Origin of the sequence: Rufibacter roseolus (assembly GCF_017916365.1) — a bacterium.
Classification (GTDB): Bacteria; Bacteroidota; Bacteroidia; order Cytophagales; family Hymenobacteraceae; genus Nibribacter; species Nibribacter roseolus.
Genome location: NZ_JAFMSU010000004.1, coordinates 83131 through 101922, shown reverse-complemented (window position 1 = coordinate 101922; position 18792 = coordinate 83131). Strand labels below are relative to the sequence as shown.

The following is an 18792-nucleotide window of genomic DNA, read 5'->3' as shown; positions in this document are numbered from 1 at the left end:
TGTCCCAGAGTTTATTGCCATCCCTGTCCAGCCTGACGACCCAGTAGTCATCCAGTCCTTTGCTCGCCTCGGTCTTGTCGCCCGATATGCCGGAGCCGGAGTATCCCCCCAGCAGGAACCCTCCGTCCGAGGTTTGAATCATGCTTTGGAGAACATCTGCGTTACTCCCTCCAAAGGCCATATCCCATACTTTCTTAGGTAGCAGGGTCGGATCAATCGGTTCCAAGGTTCTGGTAATCCAGTAGTCCGTTAACCCTTTGCTCCCCTCGCTCTTGTCGCCAAGTACTGGGGAATTGGAATACCCTCCCAAGACGTAGCCTCCGTTTTGGCCCGGGATTAGACTCTGGAGAACATCGCTGCTCGTTCCGCCAATCGTCCTATCCCAAAGCCTGCCTCCATTGTCATCCAGCTTGACCATCCAGTAATCAAAACTTCCCTTATTAGGTTCGGTTTTGTCGCCCGACACACCCGATACTGACCAACCGCCTAAAACATATCCTCCCCCTGGTGCCTGGACGAGTTCCTGGAGTTGTTCCCCGCTGTTGCCTCCTACCGTTTTGTCCCAGAGCTTATTGGCGCTGCCGTCCAGCTTCACCACCCAATAGTCGGATTCGCCCATCCTTGCCCCGGTTTTGTCACCTGATACGTCAGAGGTAGAGTACCCGCCAAGCAGGAACCCTCCGTTTGGGGTTTGAACCAAGCCTCGAAGCTCTTCCGTCAAAACACCTCCGATAGTCTTGTCCCATAGCTTATTCCCATTATGGTCCACCCTCACAACCCAAAAGTCATAGCCCCCTTTGCTCGGCTCAGTTTTCTCGCCTGACATTCCAGAGTTGGAATACCCCCCTAATAGGTAGCCTCCGTCAGAGGTTTGGACCAGCCGTTGTAGCCGGTCTTCGGACGACCCGCCGAAGGTTCTATCCCAAAGCTTATTCCCATTGCCGTCCAGCTTCACGACCCAATAATCGTACCACCCCCTGGAGCCTGAAGTCTTGTCTCCTGAGATGCTTGTGTTGGAGTATCCCCCCAGCAGGAACCCTCCGTCAGAGGTTTGGATGACTGCCTGTAGCTGCTCATCACCAGCTCCCCCAATGGATTTGTCAAAGGTTCTGTTGCCGTTACCATCCACTTTCACCACCCAATAGTCGCTCCCTCCCTTTGATGGAGAGCTCTTGGTGGCAGATGTGAAAGAGTTGGAAGATCCCCCCAAGAGGAAACCGCCCCCCGATGTTTGTATAAGAGCCTGAAGTCGGTCATCCCCGCTGGCCCCATAGCTCCTATTCCAGCCCTTATTCCCGCTCCCGTCCACCTTGGCTATCCAAAAATCATAGCCACCAAAGCTAGTCGAGGTTTTGTCGCCGGATATACCGGAGTTAGAATACCCACCCAACAGATACCCTCCATCGGGAGTGAGGGCGAGGCTCCGAAGCTCTTCTGTACCTGCTCCCCCGACTGTCCTGTCCCATGACAAAACATCAGGGGCTTGGGCGGAAACATTCAAGCTGGTTAGAAGAAAGGCAACTACCGGAAGAGTAACCTTCTGACAAGAAATGTAGATCAGTAATTTTCGGTAATGTGCCGTTGCCATGGCAGGGGCCAATCTCGTAAAGAGCTTCATAAGAAAGGATTATAGCTTTTAAGCTGAATCACGGCTGATTCAGCTTCCAATTAGTTTTGGTTAGACTAATTCAGAAGGTGAAAACAAAATGAACAAAATAAGAAAATTTATATATTATATATGATTAATCACAAGTTAAGAACATGATTCATTCTTAGCAATAATCATTTATAAGTAAACTTTATGCCCCTAATAGCATACCCCTAATAGTTGGTTGTGCTTGTTATATAATTTTTCTGAAAGAATGGACCGTGAGTAAGCACACAACTTCTCAGTTAGAGAGAGGGATATAGGGCCTGTTATGCAAGGCTGCAGGAGATGCACTTAGCCTATAATGCCTCTTATGTTAAACTGAGAACGATTCTCTTAGCCTATAAAGCGCATTATGAATGGCTTTTAACCAGATAATCTAAGGGAAATGTAGATAAAGCAAGTTTCAATGGTTGAGCACTTCTCTGTTTAGAAAAACCTCTTACTCAAGAACTATTTTCTTATAAAGGACACCCTTATTAGTATCTAACCTCATGATGTAAAGGCCTTTTTCTAAATGTCCTAGAGTTAATGAAATAAAACCTTTTCTGCTTTCCTTGATTTCTGTTACGATCTTTCCTTGTATTGAATAAATTGTTAGCCTGTTCAGTTTCAAATTGTCATGGATTTCCACAGAGAGGTTGTTCTGTGTTGGGTTTGGGTAAATCCGGAAGTGCTTTGATAGTTCCTCTTCCAAACCGGTAATATTATAAGTGACAGCAGTGGACATCTCACTTGTGCCGCAGCTTCCGATGATCCTTACCGCGTATATGCCAGATTGTTGCAGGGTTAATGTGTTTGAAGTGGCTCCTGGTATAATTGAGCCGTTAAGGTACCATTGGTTTCCAGTTGCGCTGCTGGACGTAAGCATGGTTCCAGATTGCGTGATAACAGGCTTGGCTGGTACAACGCAGAAGCTCACCGTCACTTCAGGGGCAGAGTTGAAACCTTCATTTCCCTCTTGCTTAGCCTTCACTGTTACGGTACCCTCCCCTGTAATGGTAACCATGTTCCCTTCGATCCTTGCCGGTCCAGATACTACGCTATAGCTGATGGGAAGCCCTGAGGAGGCGGTGGCAGTTAAAGCAAAAGGCGCATCCCCCACTGTCTTAGCAGGAATGACGGCAAAAGTTAGGGTTTGGTCTTGCTTGGCCAACGCATCCTTCGTTAGAACTGCCGAGCTCACTTTGAATATGATGTTTTCCAAATTGGGGAGAGGAGTTTTGAAGTAAGCTCTGATGTAAGGATTAGAGCTGAGGTCGCCCGCTTTTACGTTTAATGTTAAGCTCGCCTCTTCATCCGACGCTAAGCCTTCCAACCTTACTGAATCCGAGGAGAGGCCCAACTCAGGGGAATGGCTAAGGATTATATCAAATGGCTCACTCTCCGCGGAACCGAAATTTTTGTAATGAAGGATTATTTGGAAATCTGAGTTATACCTGATAGAATCTGGAATAGTAACGCTTTTTAGGTATATGGAAGCAGGTACCCTTACCCCTGAAAGTATTGCCAGGGGATTGCCGATTTTTTTCAGGCTGTTGTTGGAAACAACCAGCGAGTCAATCATTTTAATGAGTTCCGCGCCTTGGCTTGCATCCAAGGTGTCACTGAAGAACTGATGGGTACTGTATTCAAAAGCAATCCTACTGGCAATGTTTTTATTGAAGAGGGAAAAGGTTTGGGTATATACACCATCAAAGCCATCCAACTTCTCTCCTTGTGGTATGGCTGCCGAAAGAGCGAATTTGATTTCCTTTATGGATTGATCGATTCTGTTCTCTAGGGCCTCTAATTTTTTATATTCCTTTTCAATGGCCTTAAAATTCTTAGAGACTACACTATTTCTTAATACCCCAAGCTGGCTGTTATAAGCTTGCAATTCCTCAACGCTGATTGTGCGACTCCGCCTACTAATGGCGTTTGCTTGCCTCTCACTTGAATAGGAACGTTCATAGGGTTGCTCCAAACGATCCACCAAATCAAAATACCGATGATTGTAGATAATAACTGCTCCTGCAGCAGCTGCAAATGAGGCCACCTTTGCGGAAGTTGAAAAAGCTTTCCAGAACTCGCCCACGCTCCCAGCATCCCCCCAGGTGGAACTTAAGTCTTGAGCGAGTTGGCCTTCTTCTAGTGCCTGCAAGTTGGCCTCCTTGGTTTCATTAAGTATCTTGTAAGCATCTGTGGCTGCTCCGGTAAAGCCGTTCCTCAAATCATTTGTAGAGCCGTCCCAATAAGCGTCATCAACAAACTTTTGGGTGTTATGGATATAATAGTCTTTTTGAAGGCTTTTGCTTCCAAGATTCACGAAAATCTCTTTAAATCGCCTTTCAACATAGTCAGCCGCCACGTCTTCGAAGAGAAGAAGCTCAGCTTGGTCTAGAGCCACTAATAAGGCGTTTTTCGTTGCTAGATCTTCGATCGAGGTAATCCTATGCTTTATAGATTCCTTGTACCAGCTATTGTAGACATACTTTAAGATTTTTTGACTGGAAGTTGTTAGGGTAGCGCTAAATGGCCACTTTAATTTTTTAACTTTAAACTGCGTTGGAAGTTCTACGTCCTTCTTGTGGTTGTCTATTGATTTAGCCAAGAAAAGAAACACATCGAGAATGGATTCAACGGTTTTGTTGACCAGTTGATCACTTTCCTTGTAATGCTCCTCCACCATATGCAAGGCCAATAAAGTTCGAAGCATTCCCTCCAGCGCTTCCTCTTGATGGTCTTTCACCTTGTGCCATTTTCCCTTAGAAATCAGTTGTTCAAGTTCTGAAGTGTTATACCCGTCGATTTTACCGGTGAACAATTCTGCATCAGCAAACTTCCATTTATATTCAAACTCCTTTAAATTCTGGGTAAGGGTTTTGTACAGTTGCTCTTTGAGAGCCAAGGGGAACTTGATAGTTACAGGGGAAATGGTAGGTTTCAAATCATTGATGGTAACCTCATGTTCCAAGGTGCTTCCTTTCATGAAGACCTGAACACTATAACTAACTCCTGCCTCCAACTTAGAAGGATCAAATTTGAATTTCCCGTCGGCGTCTGTCTCTGTGGAGTCTATAACTTGAGTTGTCAGGTGTTTCAATAGTTTTACCTTAGCGCCTGCCAGGTTCCTTTCCACAATGTTTCCTGTTGGGGTAAAAGCGTCAATATTATGGACAACCCCGCTGATCGTGAGATTACTCATAACTCTTGCTAATCCTGCACTCGTCGATAGCCACATATCCTCTTCCCAGAAAGCGATGCCCGTAATAAAATTCGAAGGAAGTTTGTGGTCGGTGGTGTACAATGTCCAGGAGGCAAGGTCAGTATAAGAGTAACCCGAGAATCTGAGGAGCCCATTGGATGTTCCGATCCAGATGTTCCCGCTCTTGTCTTCCCTTACCGAGTTGAAATTAACGGCTGTGTTAGCGGGCAATCTATTGGTGGAATTGTTGATGACCGTCCACGTTTCATTTTCGAAAACTGCCACAACCCCCGCGCCTGTACTTAAACCTACCCAAACCCTACCCTTGCTATCACTAAAGATGGCCCTTGGCAGTGGCGCACCTGCGGCATCCGAAAACGGCAGGCCAGAGGGAACATTTCTAATAAACTCGCCCTTGTCGCTGTATTCGGCAATATAAGGGGCAACACAGGCACCATTAAAACAGGAACGGTCTACCCCTGCCCACATCTTTTCCCCTACTTTCCCGATGGTCAGCACCCTCCTGTCGCTGGAGGGTAAGCCAATAATAATTTTATGCCACCTTGTTCCATCAAACCGGCCTATCCCCCCCTCAGTGGTCACATTGGAGGTCAGTGTTTGCCCGTGAGCGGCCCACATAGTGTTCCCGGGGCCTGCGGCTAATCCATTGACATATCGGGAGACGATTGGGAACTCAGCCCCTACTATATTGTAGGAGGTTAAAGAGTCCATACTCCCTTTAGTGAATTTTCGGATAGCGCCTCCCGTCGCTTGGACTCCCCCAGTTCCTGATGCAAACCAAATATCTCCCTTTTGATCTTTCGCGATGGCTCTTACCTGGTGGGTAGGGAAAGCAGTGAAAGTTATACTATCAGCCGCCTTGGTAAACGGATTGAACTTTATAAGTCCCTGGCCATTGGCACCAAGCCAAACATGCCCTTTCCCATCAACTTCAATCCGTTGGAAATTAGCGGTGGGGAAGCCAGGAGTATTCGCTTGGTTGTAAACCTGGACATTCAAGGTATCCTGGGCACTGACTTGAAATCCCGTAAGGAGCAGTAAAGCGATGAGGAGGTATCTATAAGAGTAGTAAAAGTCTATTTTCATTTGGGAGAGATTAAATTTTATATTGGTTAAGTAATTTCAGGTACCGGTATTTTCTTGTGTTTCTGAGGTTGAAGTATTTCAAAAAAAGGGTTTAACTGCCTGTTAGGATCGATTTGCAAAAGTTTACAGGGATATGGTATAAGCTCAAATGGAACATCTTCCAATTGAGCTTGGCTTAGAGAAATACAAGCCAGTACCAACTACTGCGGGAATAAAGCGCTAGGTTCACCAGCTTAAATATTTAAATATTAAAAAAAGTAAAAATTATATTAAAAATATATAAATAGTTGCTTAAAAAGGATACTTATAAGTGAGTAATTTTAAGGTAATTAGAATAGGTTGCTGACCAATGTAGATTTACAAAACTTTTGTTTAGGAAGGGAGCCAAGAGTGTTCTGGAAACATTAGGTGGGTGGGGGACCTTGCAAATGGGGTATCATATGAACTTAAAAGCACTATGGAAAGCCAATGCATCTAATTGGTAGGATTCGAGCCTGTGTTTATCTAGAGTTGTAACGGTTCTCATATGAAGGAGCAATAGGTAAGTTCCAAGGAAGTATGCTTCCAAACGCTTCTATGCTTAAGCTCTTGGATGTCACTAGTGCAGGAAGGGAGGCTTCCTAGTTGAAGTGTAATGGGTACTGAACCATATATAAGATCTGTTCTACTCCTAAGTACTCTCCTGTCAAGGGTTCCTGTGAGATTCCATCAGGGAAGTGCGAGTTAAGAACATGCATCTCTCCGGCCGTGATAAGCAGAGGTTGGGGCGAGTCTAGTAACCTCACCCGGAAATAAGGTTCATTAGGCAGCGGTCCTGCCCTTCTGGAATCACGGTCGAAGGGCTTATGAAAGGTGATAGTAGTAGCAATGTGCAATTTGCGCTCTGGTAAAAACCCCGTTCGTAAGTTGAATGCCGTATCAAGCAAAAAGAAAAAGGGTGTCTGGGTGATCAACCCACTGGAAGAAAAGTTATCCATAGTTATTTTTTTAGTGAGTGAATCTAACCCCGATAACAAAAGTAAGCCTAGGTGCCTTTTAAATATCGAAAGGTGGTGAAAACACCTCCCTCCTTCCCTTCTTACATAAAGTTTCCGTTTAGTTAAGTAGGGAATTAATGCGTATGAGAACCTTAAGCCCTTAAAGTATTCCTTCAACCAAGTTGCCTGAGGCAGGTCCTCCCCTCTCCCTTATTCCTTTAAGGGTGTCTGTTGCGGCCTCTTTGCTTTAAGGGCTACCTCAGGGTATGGTAGAGCCTGGGGATATCGTTCTTATTAGCAAAGACATGATATTTTTATTTTAAATAAATTTGTTGAGAACAGAAAAATAAATGACTAAAGGAATAAAACAATAAAGTAATGAAAGCTATTGGTTTGTTTTGAATTAATTTATTCAGAATAAATTATTAAGGGTGGGATGGTTATGGTATTACCTGATTTCGACTTTGCAGGTCGACTATGTTCCGGGCTGTCGTTTGAATGAAACCCTACGGTCTTCGTTGGCTTCCCTTACGTACCCTGGTTAATTTTGACCCCTATCTAAGGAGCCCTTTCTCTTATTACGGAGTCAGGTCTATTGTATCGCCTTATAGCTTTGGCAACTCTTTTGGGTAGTTCGCATAAGTGCCTCAAAAGTCTTGGATCCTTAGTATTGGTAAAAGGTTTACCTAAAGATGTCAGAGATCGATCTTCTTGGCCCTGTTACAATGCCTTGGGCTTTCCTGTTATACCTTGCCCAACTTCTCGCCCCAATGCAACCATTAGCTTTGCAACAGAAAATCCCCGAGGAGAGAACAATAAAGAAATAAAGCAGTAGAACAATAAAGTAACAAAGAAATTAAGTAATAATAGAATAAATGAATAAAGTAACAAGTAAATGAAGCGGTAATCAATTCAATACCAGTGAAAACCAGCAACCAAGATTCTATTGGAAAATAGTCTCCGTGAGTAGCGTCACAATAGTCATGTTGGTTTAAAAATGGGAATAATAAACAAATAAAGCAATAAAAACATAAAGAGATAAAAAAATAAACGCTATTCAGAATAGTTGAATAGCGTTTATTGAGAATAATTTTTATTTGGTTTTATAAGCTTCTGGGGGAATTTCCTCAAAATCCTTGCCTTGGTAATAGGCTTTCAGGATTTCATTTACGAGAGAGGACCTTTTCTTACGGTTCCAATAGGAATCCCGAAAAATCTTGTCTTCGATTTCGGGATCGATAGAGAACGTGTTAAGAGCTTTTTTGCGACCGTTCAGGCCAATCTCGCGGTAGTTGTAGCGCTTCTTTTCGGAAGGGGCAGCAGGCATCTCTCTGTTCTTGAGTTTCCCCGCAAAATCTTTTTTATCTGCCATAACGGTCCATTAATTCTAGTGCAAGATTGGTGTAGTCCTCTGCAGCCGCGCTTTCAGGAGCGTAGGTGAAGAGGTCCAGGTGTTCAATCTGAGCCTCCACGATCTTGGCATTCTTCCGAATATACGTTTTAAAGGTCTTGTAATACGTCTCCTCCTTGATGGCGCTGGCTATGGCTTGCAGAGCCTTTCCGCGCTCTTTCTCATTGTAGCGGGTGAGCACTACGCCGGCGAACTCAAGGCCTGTGTCCTCCGTCACCGCATTGGCTTTCCGGATCAGGGCATCAATTCCATCGTAGGAGAAGTATTCGGCAGTCACTGGTACAAGGTAGTAATCCGCCGTGTAGAGGGCATTGTATGTAGCCAGTCCCAAATGGGGAGGGGTATCGATGAGAACATAATCATAGTTTTCATCGGCATAACTGCGGATCGCCTTACGCAGAAGATCTTCCCGGCGAGGTTTATTGGCAATCGCCTCTTCGTACTCCAAAAGGTCTTTGTGCGAAGGAATAATGTCCAGTTGGTCGTTCGCCTGATGAACGGCTTTCGTAACGGTGATAGCCCCGGTAAGCAGCTTGCCTACATGATTCTCCGGGTTGCCTGTTTCTTCCAGGCCATAGATCTCCGGCGGAAAACAGTCCGTGCAGTTCCGCTGGGAATCCAAATCGATCAGGAGTACTTTCTTGCCCTGCCGGGCAAGTGCTGCGCCCAGGTAGGCAGCCGTAGTGGACTTGCCGACCCCCCCTTTATTCAAAGCGATTGCAAAGATTTTAGCCATGCACTTATTATTCAGAATAAATTAATGTCGCAATTTAAAATAACAATTATTGGGAACAAACTAATTGTGAATTATCAAATAAAGGCATAAACGAATAAAAAAATAAAACAATAAATTAATAAAAGACAATTGCTTTCAGGTTTTTAATTCATAGTATATTGAAAACCAACAATGTAATAGGGGTGAGGTGTTCTTTTGTGGGATAGGTTAGAACCTCCCAATGTGGCTATTAAAAATTGTAAAGAAAATTTGAAGGAACCTACAGGTGGTATGGAGCACCAATGCGGTAACTAACTGAGAATGTTGCTCTTTACAAAGAATTGTGCACACCAGGCAATCAGAAGGGGCAAAAGGTGTAATGCTCCCCAGAAATAAGTGAATCCAACGGGGAGAGCACCCTGCCAAATTTCAGTGCAAACAAAGGACGATCCGCTTTCATCTGCCTTCTCCTATTTGCGTCAGTCTTCTACCCAAATGGAAGGATACCGCGGAAATCAGCGCTAAACGCATAGATTCTTCCAAGTGGAACTCAAATACAAATCCGTCCAGGTGGTGAAAGGTTTCCTCCACTAGGCTTTCCTGCAAGCTAAACTTTTCCAGGCTTCCCATAGAGTGGCTGAATTCCTGAAAGTTATAGCGTAGTCTTTCAGGTGGTACATCAAATACCCGAGCAATCGTATCGTGCATGTCTTCTAAAGTCATAAGTTGTTTTCTAAAGTGGGTTGTAAATGAAAAGGGAGCACAGACTTGTGCTCCCTTCTTGATAAGGCAAATGTGGAAGGAAAAAAAGCTCATTAAGCCCGTTCTTTCCATTTCCATCAAGTACCTATGGTGGGCTTGCTAGAAAGAAGGAGGGAAGGGACTTGCTTAATGAATTGAACTTAAGGTTGGGTTAGTAACCAGGGGAAAGACTGAGGCAGCTAAAATCGGTGCTTTTTACGCCGCATTAACAGGCAAAAAGGCCCGGCTATATGCCAGGCCATTAAAGATATATTTTGAACGGATTCGTCAAAAGGATAAATCATCAGGAGCTTCCTGCCTTAAGGAACTTTGCAGGGGAGCTGCGGTCTGTTCCCTTTCCTGGATAGGATTGGGATTTGCCTTCGGTTTAAAAGAAGCTTGGCGGGAAGCCAGTTCCCCTATGGGGTTCAGCCATTCGATTTCCAGGTAGTACCTTTCGTTGGGAGAAGGGGAACGAGGATAATCTACGGTAGCAGCCACTTTGCGCTCCTCAGGGTTCCGCTTCTGCAACTGCAAGGTGATCTGCCTAGCCATTCCCTTAAGCTTGCCAATCTCGCGGCTCTCTGTGATACTGGAAACGGTTTCGATCTTGATCCCGAAAAGCGTGAAAAGCATCTCCCGGACACCCAAGAAGGAGCTATCCAAGATGCGCCGCGGATCAGGTGCGCCTTCCTCCACTGAGCCCCTGTGAAAGGTGGTGAGCGTGGCTTTGTCAATCAAGTAATAATGCTTAAAAATGAAGGTAGGCTCTCCGCCTCCTGCCACAAAGCCCGTGTCATACTTCATCACAAGTGCAAGGTTACCGCCCTTCGACTCACTCAACTCAGCCTCTTGGAAGGTCATGGGGAATACCCCTTGGTGGAGGTACTTAAGACTGCTCTTGGGGTTTTTCTTTTTCTCATCGATGATTTTTTCATAAGGGGTGGCATTTTCAAATAGGCCCATAGGTGTATTGGTTAAAGGTGAAACAAATTCGCGTGGTAGGGGAGCGGTTAAAAATCCCGTTCCTCGATAAGATTCTGCAGGGTGGAGACACCTCTTTGGCCTCTTGGTCAGTCAGCGTCTGCTGCTGAATGGCGCGCTTGACATCAGGGCTCAAGTCCTGCGGGGTGATGAAATGGCTGCTAGCCAGCATGGCAATCTTCTCGTATTGGGGCTCCGTGGCGATGTTCACAGAATACCCCTCCTCCAAAGGCATCTCCTCATAGGGAGTGGCCTCAAAACCGGCTGCTTTCACGAGCCAAGCCAGATAAGTGCGGTATGCCTTGGAAATGGCCCTTGTCTGGGTCATCGACTCCACGGCATAAGCGGCAAAGCTTTCCTGGCCTTTCTCTTTGTTGGAGCAGGAAGCATAGGCTGAGGCAACCAACTTACCGGAGCTTACCCGATAGACGCTTGCCGACACCCGGAAGCGCAGCTCATTCCCGGAGGAAAGGTCTTCCAGGCTTTTGGTATTCAGAATGCAACATAAGCCCAGCATCGAACCAGCGAACTGCCAGCCCTCCACCATGACGTACTGCTTCCCCTGGATGTTAGCGGCCAGCTTCTGCTCCACAATGAACTTCTTAAGCTCGTTGGCTAAGTGCAGCAAGGATTTGGCATTCTCGATATGGTATTCCACCTGGTGAGACATTGGCGTTTGAACCTGGCTTGCCGAAAAGTCTTCGGCTACTTGTAGGGTAACAGCAGCGTGGTTCTTAGTGACCGAGTTTTGAAAAGGGATAGAGACTTCGTTTAGCATAAGCAGAGGAGTTGAATTTCAACAAAGAATGAAGGGGAAAAGAGTGAATAGGGAAGGCAAAACCGAGTTGGTTATATTAAATGCGCTCTTGATACATACTAAATGGCCTGAGGATACATTGACAGAAGAAGCAATGGCGCATTATGGGAAGTCCCTCATTCTTCCGTTCTTGCGGCTGAAGGGACGAGTGGGTTGGAAGCAAATTCCCCGGTGAAAGGCCGGGCTGCTAAACAAACAGAATGTGGGGAGTGCGTTCCGAAATGATATTATGAGAGATACTGAGCAGAAAAGTAGATAAAGAGCTACTACTGGGCATCAAAGGCCATATATGGGTAAAAGCTACTCAGTGGTTCTCATATTTAGCTTTTGACTGAGTAGTTCTCATAGTAAATGAGAGGCGTGAGAAGTGCTACTTTTAGGCTTCCACAAGCTAAAATACCGAAATGACTGAGTAGTTCTCATAATAAGCGTTTACTGAGCAGTACTCATAGTCACTGAGTGATTCTCATAGGTGTTCACTGAGTATTTCTCACCTTTAAACCGGGTTTCACTCAGTAGTTCTCATAGAACCCTATCCTACTCCTTATAGTATTTAAAATATCTTTAAAATATACGTATCTTTTAATGTAGGACGGTTAATGCATCCAATAATGTGGATAACCCGGAAAACGAAGAAAACGAGGTTCGCAGAACCAAACTGCGGCAAAGGGCCGAACTATGAGAGGTACTGAGTCACGCTTGTTTTTGCCTAAAGCCCCGTTTATCTTAGTTACATGGAAGAACAGATGTCCCTCTTCGGGATCAATAGAGACGGAGATTTAGTACCAGCTGACGCCGCACCAGCCCTTTTACGGGCAGATTCCCAAGTGGCGCTTTCCAATTTCCTCCTGAATGGGCAGTTTCGCCTCAACTATATTGAATGGCGCCTGTTCTTTGCCATGTTAGCCTGCATTGAAGAGACTGACACCGAATTCAAAGCCTACCACATCCGCGTCCAGGACATTATTCAACTGTCTGATTTAAAGTCAGGTAGCCACCTTTACGAGGAAGTAGCCAATAACATTAAGAGCCTCATGAGCCACGTGGTAGAGTGGGAGGAAGGCAAAGGTGACTCCCGTTTCGCCCAACTCGTACATAAGGCTAAATACTTCAAAAAGCAGGGCGTGGTGATGCTGCAGCCGCACCCAGACATGAAGCCGCACCTTCTGCAGCTCCGGAAAGAATTCACCCAGGCACAGCTCCAGCAATGCCTAAGATTCTCCAGCACTTATACCTCCAGACTCTATATGCTGCTCAAGCAGTTCGATTCCCGCACTTCAGGCGTGCGAATTATGAGTATTACTGAGTTAAGGTTTAAGCTTTCCCTAGACTATACTGAGCGCCTGAGCAAAGGGAAAGAGGTGCCTTACAGCATCTACCCTCTGTATGCGGACTTGAAGCGATGGGTCATTGAACCAGCCCAGAAGGAAATCGCGAATACTGACATTCCTTTTGATTTTACCCCAATAAAAACGGGTAGAAAAGTAACAGCAATCAAGTTTACCTTAAAAGGAGGCAAAAAATTGAGGGCTGTAGCAGAAAAACCTGCTGAACAGCCCCAATTAACAGAAGTACAAGCAATTGCTTATGGTCGTATGAAGAAGTTAGGGTTTACAGACTTTCAAATCCGGACAGTGATTCAACATGCAAGTACAGAGGAAGTACATAAGGTATGCTATCAGATTGAAACAACTGACTGGAACACGTTTGGGAAACCAGTAAATAATAAAGCCGCCTATGCTTATGGGGTATTCAAAAAAAAGTTTGGTTTACCTTAAATGCTTCTAAAGTACTAAGACAAGCTCAAATGCCTGTGCGCACCTAGTGGGCTTAGTTTTCCTCATAATAATCAAGTCAAGTTTAGTTACAGCAGCCTGTCCAGGTGCGAATCTTTTCATTTCTTCTTTTTTATGAACCGATTCGGCTCCTGCCTCTCCAAGCACTCAGCCTTAAAGAGCAGAAAGGCCTTGGGACTGATGAAATCTACCTTTGTGTAATTAAAATTCTCTATCACAAAAGAGACGACCGAATCGGGCCTCACATCAAACTAGTCACCATTTAGTCTTTTTTCCATGAATTCGGCGTGACACGCCTTTTCCACAGCCGAGTAATTCTCTACCTGGATTGTGCAGAAGTTTATAACTGGGTTTGCAGCATAGCCTATCTGGCCCCTTTGCCTTTTTGAGTCCCCGGCTTTTGTTTTCCCGATCCTTGTGATCTTGTTTACCCCATCGTAGAGGAAGTAAACATACCCATACGATTGATTCTGAGAAGCTTCTTTTTTTGTTTTCATGATTTTAATAAAATTTTAAGATGATTTGATCAAATAAGAATGAAGGGGAAAAAAGCCACGTGGACAACTAAGAATGAGTTATTTCATTCTCAAGAGGGATAAGATGGAGTAGAGAACTCCTTACTGTGGTTTAGTAAACACTGGTATTTTATTTTAACCTTTGGACCTTCTTTAAGCATTTACACAAGACTCCCTTTGTTATCGCTAGGTCCTCTTAGATTCGCCAGTGCTCATTAAGGCCAGAAGGGCGCTCAGTCTCTCGTACTATAGTTACTACCCATGTAAAACACCAAGCAGTGACCAACACCAGAAAAGCACAAAAGGCAGGGAGATGACAGTGGCTCCCCGCGTGACACGCTCACGTCAGGATACCCCCTAAGCAGGCATCTTGGGAAAACGCATTGATAGCGCCCATCCGATTGTCAATAGTGGCTACCTTTATAAAGGCGTGACTTGCAGCTGAGAAAAATAATTGCAAAAGGGTGGGGTAGAAGCAAAGTTTCAAGCGTAAGTAGATAGATTTCGATTTCGGACTTGGAAGTGTATTGATAGGTTTCATATGTTCTATGCCCATTTAGAGATTCATAAAGACAAGCGCCTCTAAGAGCACTGAGGAGTACTGTAGTAAGCACAGTCAGAATCTCTCGTACTATAGTTACTACAACAACAACAGTAAGAAGCTCAAACAAGGGTAAGGACTCAAAAGGCAGGCTCATAAGAGTGACTGCCCGCAGGGCTGACGCCCCCGATTGAGGATACCCCTCCCGATAGCGGCTCTCTAAAGGATTGCCCTATCCGATCGCAGTTAGGCGACATTTAGAAAGAGCCACATTTAGCACAAGCGCATCAAAGAAGCATGAAGGGGAAAGACAAGTAATTCACGGAATAATCTAGTAGGAGGATAGCCCACGTAAGAGCGCACGTAAGGAGCCCAGTCAGGCGTACTATAGTCTACTACCGCTAGAAACACCAAAGGCCTCACAAGTAGCTCAGGGTATGGAAAGGCAGGGGTTTAGCAGTGGCAGTCCGAAGGACACGCCCTCCGTAGGCAACCGCTTCGGGATACCCTTACACTTGCGCTCACTTATTGCGAACGCCTATGCGCTGCACTTAGCAAAAGCGTCACTTAGGGGAAAGCCCCACTTATGCAATGCGCTATCAGAAAAGCATGAAGGGGAACCGGCTTTTGCGATTCGGTTTTGCTTTCGGTTTGGGAAACTAAATGACCGGGGGTGTTCATCAAGTGTGGTTACCCTCATAGCATACTGGCGCATTTTTCGGAGTGGGGGGGGTGCTTATTAAAAGAGCCTATAAGAGCTACTTAGGGGATATAGTGACTATATAAGAGAGTGTCTTTGGTATGCCACATACATGGCTTTTCTTAAAGCATCAAGTGAATCAGGGTGTTTAGGCAATGCCATGTTGTGCTTATTTTGTATTTTAAGGCATCTTCCTGGGGTCATCTGCTTTGAAACAGGATGCCCCAAGATCGAGTTAAATAAATGCTTCTTAGTGGCTTAAAATAGAAAATTAATAGGCTGCCTAAACGGAGGTAAAAGAGATTCTATACAAACTCACTTTGAAAATAGCTTAGTTAGTTCTGCTTTTTCAGTTCTGTCTATGGTAGCCCTGAGGTAAGCTTTGAATTTTCTAACTCGATCAATTCTATATATCCCTACATGCGGAGAATAACCCTAATAATCTACGCATCTAAAGCGGAGATTATTAGGGATGAATTAATTAAATAGTATATTTGACGCAAATCTTGCGGAGAATGAAGTATATCTACCAACAACGCCAATGGCCAGAGTTCTATTGGGAGGAGAGCAGGATTGCTCCTCTGCTTGCCAGCGTCCGCTTCAAACAAGGACGCCTGCTGGGCAAGATGGAGGGGCTGGGCTTCCAGCTGCGAGCCGAGGCATCCCTGCAGACACTGACCCAGGATGTGCTGAAATCAAGCGAGATCGAGGGGGAGGTGTTGGATGTAGCCCAGGTGAGGTCATCCATTGCAAGGCGCTTAGGGATGGAGGTGGCTGGATTGATTCCATCCGATAGGCACGTAGACGGCGTGGTGGATATGATGCTGGACGCCACCCAATCCTATACTGAGGAGCTCACCGATGAGCGCCTCTTTGGATGGCATTCCGCCCTTTTCCCTACTGGAAGGAGTGGCATGTACAGGATTGTGGTAGGGGCTTGGCGGAATAACACCAAGGAAGACCCCATGCAGGTAGTGTCCGGGGCCATGGGCCGAGAGCGGGTCCACTTCCAAGCGCCTGACTCAGAAGCTCTAGAAAGTGAAATGGGTAAGTTCTTGTCCTGGTTCAACTCCAGTAGCGACCTTGATCCCGTTCTAAAGGCAGCAGTCGCGCACCTGTGGTTTGTGACCCTGCACCCCTTTGATGACGGAAACGGCCGCATCGCGCGAGCTATCACCGATATGCTGCTGGCCCGGGCTGACGAAAGCGCACAACGGTTTTACTCCATGTCTGCGCAGATACGAAATGAGCGCAACGCCTATTATGACATCCTTGAGTTAACCCAGAAGGGAGCCTTGGATATAACGGGATGGCTCGATTGGTTTTTAAGCTGCCTTGACCGAGCAACCTCCAGCACGGATACTACTCTGGCTACGGTGCTGCGCAAGGCGAAGTTCTGGGAGAGCCCCAAGTCCCACTCCTTGAATGAGCGGCAGAAACTTATGCTGAACAAACTGATTGATGGTTTTGAAGGCAAGCTGAATTCATCCAAATGGGCGAAGATCACAAAGTGCTCCCAAGACACTGCCATCAGGGATATACAGGATCTGATAGAGAAAGGGATCCTGGAGAAGGAAGCCGCGGGTGGAAGAAGCACCAGTTACGCCCTTACCAAGCAGTTATAGGAAATCACGAAGTTTGAAACCAGCAGGCCAAGGCAGGGGGAGTTTGTTGAACATTCAATTTATGCGTACCTTAAAGGTGTCACATACCTAGAAAGCTTTACATGAGGTTAGAGGATTTCAAAGCATACAGCAGGGAAGAGGTTCTCAGAAACTTCAAGAAGCTTCGCTATATCAGGGACAACAAGACGTACTTCCTCTACTTAATCTTCAACTCCGGCTCCTGCGTGTATGTGGGGGAGACGAGCAACATCTTTTGGCGGATCGTCAAGCACCGCGACAAGTGCGCGGAAGAGTCTGTGATTTACCTCCGGGAGTACCCCGATAAAGAGATGGTGCTTAAGTTGGAGAAGCACTATATCAGGATTCTAAAACCAATGTTCAACAACCGGTATTGCCAAACAGGCCAGTTGGAGCTATTTGCAACCTTCGCCTAGGCGAAGGTGAAGCTCTATGAGAAGGAGCTTAATCCTGCCATGTAAAAATGGGTTTTAACTTCTGCTTTGCTCAAGCCTGTTTTCCAGTTCCTCCATAACGATGGAAGCAAGCCCTTAAAACATTTTCCCATCCTTCCTAGAAAATACCCTTGGTGACTTGTCTGCTATGGCCACCACATCTATGTTAAAAACGCATAAGATTTTCAGGGGGCAGAGGCATGAAAATTTAAGCCGGACCCACCATAAACGATATTATTTCCTTTCCTGTGGATGGCATGCATGCTTTGCCCATCTTTGGTTTCCCGCTTACATCTGCATCACTTATTTGAACCTGTTCTTGTCCCGAAAACTTATGATTATATTTAAATTCCGCAAGATTGTGTCCAACCTGAGGGAAGCCTACTTCAGGTTGGACAGAGAATCGGGGAAAGCCTTCGAACTTTTACACGAGCGTGTCGGCAAGTCTTTCAAATCCACAATGCTGGCGACTGGCACCCTCAGGTAAAGGAAGAAAATGAAGGTAAATTGCTTAAGGTCCGTCTTTTAGCGGTAGGGTTCCTTCGTCCAATCAGACTGCTAAATCTCTTTGTCCTTCAATGAGGTGATGTCCGTCTGGGCTGAGGTAGGTTTAATGAGCTTTGATACTATCTTAAACAACCTACGGAGACCTGCTCAACAAAGCAAGAGCCGCAAGTATACCTGCCAAGACAATATCCTGGCTCAGAACTTCTTTAATCTTAAGGAAACAAGGAGGTTAGTCACAGCAGCTTTGCAATCTGAAGCTGAGATTTAATACCTGTTTTCAAGTTAATTGAAGCTTTTCCCCGCAAAATAATGCATATGGCAATCTACCATCTAAGCTTTTGCTAATGTTAAAATTATTAGGCCTCCAAAGTGTAAAGGAGTCTAAGAAACTCCTAAAGTAAACTGATGTAATCCAATCACTATCTGGTTTAAAGAAAAACAAAGATGGGTTCACTGTATCTAAAAATAAAGCGGAAAAGCATATTTTATTTCATTATAAATTTTATAAAAATTTAAATATTTAAGTAAATTTGCTGAATTGTAATACTTTCTTGAATGTTATTTCTATATTAGTGAATTATATAATTATATATATATCAAATACCATCATTTTTATAAGTTTAGGTATAGTAATACATTTCCCAAACTCATTAAAAGCAAATTTACATGGAGGACGGTGCACGGGATCGGCAAATTGCAGAGCCTGCAAGACCTGCACCCATTGTGCTATTTGTAATAGCGGAGGATCCTGTGGAGTATGCGGAGGTGGTTCGATGAACAATTCAAATCCGTATTCCCGCCCCGCTAATAAACGGACCAAAACCATTCATTCAAGTCATACTAGCATTTATCAGGTAAGCTTTTTGGTAAAGGCGGACAAAGCCAATGTAAGAAGCGGGCCTGGAACAAATTACCCCATTATAGGTGATCTGTCCAAAGATCAGATTATACAAGGCCCTGTAACAACATCTTTATGGCTTAAGGTTGCATTTATGACCCATACAAACGGAGAGCCAATTCTTAAATCCGGATTCGTAAGCAAAGCACTTTTGAAGGCTCTTTAAATGAA

11 protein-coding genes are annotated in these 18792 nt (G+C 45.0%); 3 read left to right on the top strand and 8 right to left on the bottom strand.

The features are described 5' to 3' along the window. The 7 genes from J3P35_RS21850 to J3P35_RS21820 form a co-directional block, all read right to left on the bottom strand. The coding region (locus tag J3P35_RS21850) for a hypothetical protein (RefSeq protein WP_210466878.1) at positions 1 to 1618 on the bottom strand (1618 nt) is incomplete at its 3' end. 472 nt (positions 1619 to 2090) lie between these two features. Then, entirely contained in the window at positions 2091 to 5942 is a 3852-nt protein-coding gene (locus tag J3P35_RS21845; protein WP_210466877.1) for a two-component regulator propeller domain-containing protein, read from the bottom strand. 2070 nt (positions 5943 to 8012) lie between these two features. Beyond that, positions 8013 to 8291, bottom strand: coding sequence for a hypothetical protein (locus J3P35_RS21840; RefSeq protein ID WP_210466876.1), 279 nt, complete (start codon positions 8289 to 8291; stop codon positions 8013 to 8015). After that, positions 8281 to 9066 carry a ParA family protein gene (locus J3P35_RS21835; RefSeq protein WP_210466875.1) on the bottom strand — a complete coding sequence of 262 codons (786 nt, stop codon included), beginning with the start codon at positions 9064 to 9066 and terminating at the stop codon, positions 8281 to 8283. Before J3P35_RS21835 ends, J3P35_RS21840 begins: the two co-directional genes overlap by 11 nt. Positions 9067 to 9501: 435 nt before the next feature. Then, positions 9502 to 9885 (bottom strand): hypothetical protein, encoded by a 384-nt coding sequence (locus J3P35_RS21830; protein ID WP_210466874.1) that lies wholly within the window; start codon positions 9883 to 9885, stop codon positions 9502 to 9504. A gap of 189 nt (positions 9886 to 10074) precedes the next feature. Beyond that, complete coding sequence (locus J3P35_RS21825; protein ID WP_210466873.1) at positions 10075 to 10752, bottom strand: hypothetical protein; 678 nt, start codon at positions 10750 to 10752, stop codon at positions 10075 to 10077. Next, positions 10739 to 11548, bottom strand: a complete 810-nt coding sequence (locus tag J3P35_RS21820; protein WP_210466872.1) for a hypothetical protein — start codon at positions 11546 to 11548, stop codon at positions 10739 to 10741. The genes J3P35_RS21825 and J3P35_RS21820 overlap by 14 nt, the downstream gene beginning before the upstream one ends. Before the next feature lie 773 nt (positions 11549 to 12321). Here J3P35_RS21820 and J3P35_RS21815 point away from each other — a divergent pair. Continuing rightward, a complete protein-coding gene (locus J3P35_RS21815; RefSeq protein WP_210466871.1) occupies positions 12322 to 13365 on the top strand; it encodes a replication initiation protein in 1044 nt (347 codons plus the stop codon). Between the two features lie 269 nt (positions 13366 to 13634). Here J3P35_RS21815 and J3P35_RS21810 read toward each other — a convergent pair whose 3' ends face one another. Beyond that, on the bottom strand, positions 13635 to 13880 hold the full coding sequence (locus J3P35_RS21810) for a GIY-YIG nuclease family protein (protein WP_210466870.1): 246 nt from the start codon (positions 13878 to 13880) through the stop codon (positions 13635 to 13637). A 1774-nt stretch (positions 13881 to 15654) separates the two neighbouring features. Here J3P35_RS21810 and J3P35_RS21805 point away from each other — a divergent pair. Both J3P35_RS21805 and J3P35_RS21800 read left to right on the top strand, forming a co-directional pair. After that, positions 15655 to 16764 (top strand): Fic family protein, encoded by a 1110-nt coding sequence (locus tag J3P35_RS21805; protein ID WP_210466869.1) that lies wholly within the window; start codon positions 15655 to 15657, stop codon positions 16762 to 16764. A gap of 101 nt (positions 16765 to 16865) precedes the next feature. After that, positions 16866 to 17198, top strand: a complete 333-nt coding sequence (locus J3P35_RS21800) for a GIY-YIG nuclease family protein (protein ID WP_210466868.1) — start codon at positions 16866 to 16868, stop codon at positions 17196 to 17198. Positions 17199 to 18792 lie beyond the last annotated feature (1594 nt).

Coding starts and splice junctions, on each gene's coding strand:
- J3P35_RS21815 (WP_210466871.1), top strand. CDS start 12,322: ATGGAAGAACAGATGTCCCTCTTCGGGATCAATAGAGACGGAGATTTA.
- J3P35_RS21840 (WP_210466876.1), bottom strand. CDS start 8,291: ATGGCAGATAAAAAAGATTTTGCGGGGAAACTCAAGAACAGAGAGATG.
- J3P35_RS21805 (WP_210466869.1), top strand. CDS start 15,655: ATGAAGTATATCTACCAACAACGCCAATGGCCAGAGTTCTATTGGGAG.
- J3P35_RS21845 (WP_210466877.1), bottom strand. CDS start 5,942: ATGAAAATAGACTTTTACTACTCTTATAGATACCTCCTCATCGCTTTA.
- J3P35_RS21800 (WP_210466868.1), top strand. CDS start 16,866: ATGAGGTTAGAGGATTTCAAAGCATACAGCAGGGAAGAGGTTCTCAGA.
- J3P35_RS21825 (WP_210466873.1), bottom strand. CDS start 10,752: ATGGGCCTATTTGAAAATGCCACCCCTTATGAAAAAATCATCGATGAG.
- J3P35_RS21835 (WP_210466875.1), bottom strand. CDS start 9,066: ATGGCTAAAATCTTTGCAATCGCTTTGAATAAAGGGGGGGTCGGCAAG.
- J3P35_RS21810 (WP_210466870.1), bottom strand. CDS start 13,880: ATGAAAACAAAAAAAGAAGCTTCTCAGAATCAATCGTATGGGTATGTT.
- J3P35_RS21830 (WP_210466874.1), bottom strand. CDS start 9,885: ATGGAAATGGAAAGAACGGGCTTAATGAGCTTTTTTTCCTTCCACATT.
- J3P35_RS21820 (WP_210466872.1), bottom strand. CDS start 11,548: ATGCTAAACGAAGTCTCTATCCCTTTTCAAAACTCGGTCACTAAGAAC.